Consider the following 3,001-nt stretch of genomic DNA (forward strand, 5'->3'; position numbering starts at 1 on the left):
GGATGTCGGCGGGTGGGGCGTCCTCGTCGGGTTGGCGGGGTGCGCCGGTGCGGTCGGTGAGGGGGGAGCGGACGCGGCCTATCGGGCGTACTTCGAAATGGTCGGGGGTGCTGGAGGATTCCGAGGTCACGACCGTTCACGTTACCGCCGGGTCGGACAGTGGCGTCCAAGATCGAGCTCGGGCGGGCTGGTCGGTGGCGTCTTCGGATCGAGGTCGCGGGGGCTGTCACATTAGGGACGCGCGATCGGTCAAGGAAGTGCGGGGACACGCCCGCGCGGTTCGGACAGACCGACCGGTCGTGATCGAGGAGACTTCGGACATGGGCAACGGGCAGGACGACCTGAATCTCGTGGCGCTCGAATTCGAGGTGCAGCGCGGACGGCTGCAGGCGCTGGCCCAGCGGATGCTCGGATCCGCGGCGGAGGCCGAGGACGCGGTGCAGGAGGCGTGGCTGCGGCTGAGCCGGTCCGAGACCGCCGAGATCGACAATCTCGCGGGGTGGCTGACCACCGTCGTCTCCCGGGTGTGCCTGAACATGCTGCAGTCGCGGGGGACCCGGCGCGAGGACGCGCTCGAGGACTACGACGCGCCCGAGGCCGCCATCGGGCCGGAACAGGAAGCGCTGCTGGGTGATTCGATCGGGGCCGCGCTGCTGGTCGTCCTCGACACCCTCAGCCCGACCGAGCGCCTGGCCTTCGTCCTGCACGACATGTTCGCCGTCCCGTTCGAGGACATCGCCCCGATTCTCGGCAAAACTCCTGCCGCCGCACGACAACTCGCCAGTCGCGGGCGTCGGCGGGTGCGCGGCATCGACGAGATCACCATCGATCGAGAGCGTCAGCAGGAGGTTGTCACCGCCTTCCTCGCCGCCTCCCGCAGCGGCGATTTCGCGGCGCTGCTGGAATTGCTGGACCCGGATGTGGTGGTGCGGGCCGACGCGATCGGCATCGCCATGGGCGCGGACGCGGAAGTCCGTGGCGCGCAGGCGGTCGCGAACACCTTCGCGGGCCGCGCCAGGGCCGCGCGCCCGGTGCTCGTCGACGGGCTGGCCGGACTGGTGTGGATGACGGCGGGCACCCCGCGCATGGTCTTCGATTTCACCGTCGTCGACGGTCGCATCGCCGGCATCGAAATGCTCGCCGACCCGATCCTGCTCGCCGAGCTCGACCTGGAACCGCTGGGTTGAGATCTTCTTTCCGCGATGCATTTGCCCGATAGCGCAATTTTCACGAGAGATTAACGGCCGCAGTGCCGCTCGGTTGGCAGAATGGGTTGCCGAACATTCAGACGAAACCGAGGGGAGTGCAATGAACGCAATGGCCGCGGCCGCGCCCGTCGCATCGAATCCGATCTTCCATTCGGTGTGGCGGCGAATCCGGGAATTCTTCGCCGATCAGACACTCGCCCCGGAGCCCGGCGACGCGCGTTTGCTCGCCCGCACGCCCCTCGCGATTCTGGGCCCCGCCACGCCCGTCCGGTGAGGCAGCCACGGTTTCCGCTGATCGGACTGTGCGGCAGGATATTTCACGCCCATATCCATTGGACGGCGTATGATCGGCCACGATGGGCACCCGGGGTCAAAACGAGCACGTAGTGACAACCGACTGGGACGTGTTCGTTCACGCACTGGCCGGCTGCCTCGCGAGACTGCCCTCCCGCGCAACGTTGATCTTCGCCGCCACCGGTAACCGCTACGTCCAGATCCAGCAGTTCGACATCAAACTCTCCGCGGAACTCACCGGGGATTACTATCTCGCCGAACCGATTTCCGCCGCCGCGGACCGGCGATTACGCGAGATCGGCTGGAGCGCCCCGGTTCCGCAGCACGATATCGAGAACTGGCGCCGCACCCTGCTCTGGCCGATCCCCCGCAGCGGCCTCGAAGAGCTCGCCCGCTCCGTCGCCGTCGGCCTGCACGAAGCCCTCGGCGTCCCCACCCCCGACGACCTGTGCGCCACCGGGTGGTCCGACTCCTCCGGCGACCTCGACCTCTCCGCCCTCGGCGCCATGGCCCGCCGGGAGCCCCCCATGTCCCGCCGGTAGCCCCATGTCCCGCAGGTAGCACTGACTTTCGGCACAGCGGTGCCTCCCGCTCGGGAGCGAGAGGCACCGGGGGATAGTGTCGGTCAGCCCACCAGGTTGCGGTGGAGTTGGAGGATGGTGCCGGCGTCGAGGCCGAGGCCCTTGGACAGGTACTTGCCGAAGTCGCCGTACTTCTGCTTCATCTGGTCGACGGCGACGTTCAGGTAGTCGTCGCTGACGATCTGCAAGGGAATCAGCAGATCCGGATTCTGCATGATCCCGGCCGCTTTCAGCTGCGCCCGCAAGGCGGCGTCCGAGGCGGCGCGGTACTGGTTCGACAGCAGGTAGTCCTGGCGCGCGACATTCTCGGGAACGCCGACCGCCTGCAACAGCACATAGGTCATCCAGCCGGTGCGGTCCTTGCCCGAGGTGCAGTGGTACAGGAACGCACCCGGCGCGGCCGCGATCTCCTTGATGGTCTGCGCGAACTTCGCCGTCGCATCCGCGCTCAGGAAATTGGTGTACGCGGTCTTCATGATCTGCTCGGCCTTACCGTCCCCGAGCAGCGCCTGCTGCTGCACCGGATCCTTCGACCCGATCGCCTGCGCCGTCTTCAGATAGATGCCCCCGTCATCGATCGGCCGCGACACCGCGCTCAGCCCGGCGGGCAACCGGTCCGCGCCCATGCCCTGCACCTCGGGAGCCGTCCGGAAGTCGACCACGCTCTTGATGCCCAGCGTCCCCAGCTTCTGCACATCCGCGTCGGTCAGCTTCCCCAACGCATCCGCCCGAATCACCTTGCCGGACTTGGTCGAATCCCCCGTATACGTGATGTACCCACCCACATCGCGCACATTCACCGCCCCCTGCAAGGTGATCTGCGTGGCCTCCTCCCGCATAACCGGCGCGGCCCCGGCCCCCGCAGCCAATCCCACGACCCCCGTCAATACGAATACTGAAATACAAAGGCGCACAAAC

At 67.4% G+C, this 3,001-nt stretch carries 4 protein-coding genes; 3 read left to right on the forward strand and 1 reads right to left on the reverse strand.

Annotation, left to right across the window (positions count from 1 at the left end; all coding sequences use genetic code 11):
- The first annotated feature begins 320 nt into the window (after positions 1 to 320).
- From ACAM49_RS39555 to ACAM49_RS39565, 3 genes are all read left to right on the forward strand, one after another.
- Complete coding sequence (locus tag ACAM49_RS39555; protein WP_369640643.1) at positions 321 to 1,187, forward strand: sigma-70 family RNA polymerase sigma factor; 867 nt, start codon at positions 321 to 323, stop codon at positions 1,185 to 1,187.
- Between the two features lie 121 nt (positions 1,188 to 1,308).
- On the forward strand, positions 1,309 to 1,482 hold the full coding sequence (locus ACAM49_RS39560; RefSeq protein WP_369640640.1) for a hypothetical protein: 174 nt from the start codon (positions 1,309 to 1,311) through the stop codon (positions 1,480 to 1,482).
- 112 nt (positions 1,483 to 1,594) lie between these two features.
- Positions 1,595 to 2,044: a hypothetical protein gene (locus ACAM49_RS39565; RefSeq protein ID WP_369640641.1), complete on the forward strand. Its 450-nt coding sequence runs from the start codon at positions 1,595 to 1,597 to the stop codon at positions 2,042 to 2,044.
- An 83-nt stretch (positions 2,045 to 2,127) separates the two neighbouring features.
- Here the strand turns inward: ACAM49_RS39565 and ACAM49_RS39570 are convergent.
- Positions 2,128 to 3,001, reverse strand: an 874-nt coding sequence (locus ACAM49_RS39570) for a tyrosine-protein phosphatase (protein WP_369640642.1), incomplete at its 5' end; no start/stop codon positions are given.

It is taken from the genome of Nocardia sp. JMUB6875 (assembly GCF_041154655.1).
In the GTDB taxonomy this organism is placed as follows: Bacteria; Actinomycetota; Actinomycetes; order Mycobacteriales; family Mycobacteriaceae; genus Nocardia.